1 pseudogene is annotated in these 605 nt (G+C 68.1%); it reads left to right on the top strand.

What is annotated here, in order from left to right:
• Positions 1–605, top strand: a pseudogene (locus AOK00_RS25335) (1,4-alpha-glucan branching enzyme); the annotation flags it as partial.

Raw genomic sequence — 605 nt, 5'->3', positions numbered from 1 at the left:
TGCGGGTGGACGCGGTGGCGTCGATGCTCTACCTGGACTACTCGCGGGAGCACGGCGAGTGGCTGCCGAACGAGCACGGCGGCCGGGAGAACCTGGACGCGGTGGCCTTCCTCCAGGAGATGAACGCGACGGTGTACCGGCGCTGCCCGGGGATCGTGACGTTCGCGGAGGAGTCCACGGCCTGGGACGGCGTGACGCGGGCGACGGACCAGGTGGGGCCGGGCGGCTTCGGCGGTCTGGGCTTCGGCATGAAGTGGAACATGGGCTGGATGCACGACTCGCTGGAGTACATGCAGAAGGAGCCGGTGCACCGCAAGTACCACCACCACGAGATGACGTTCTCGATGGTGTACGCGTACAGCGAGAACTACATCCTGCCGATCTCGCACGACGAGGTGGTGCACGGCAAGCGGTCGCTGGTGTCGAAGATGCCGGGCGACTGGTGGCAGCAGCGCGCCAACCACCGTGCCTATCTGGGCTTCATGTGGGCGCACCCGGGCAAGCAACTGCTGTACATGGGGCAGGAGTTCGCGCAGGGAGGCGAGTGGTCGGCGGACCACGGGCCGGACTGGTGGCTGCTCGACCCGGCGTACGGGGCGGAGCCG

It is taken from the genome of Streptomyces aureus (genome assembly GCF_001418135.1).
In the GTDB taxonomy this organism is placed as follows: domain Bacteria; phylum Actinomycetota; class Actinomycetes; order Streptomycetales; family Streptomycetaceae; genus Streptomyces; species Streptomyces aureus_A.
The sequence above is the reverse complement of the archived record's forward strand: the minus strand, read 5'-3'. Positions and strand labels throughout refer to the sequence as shown.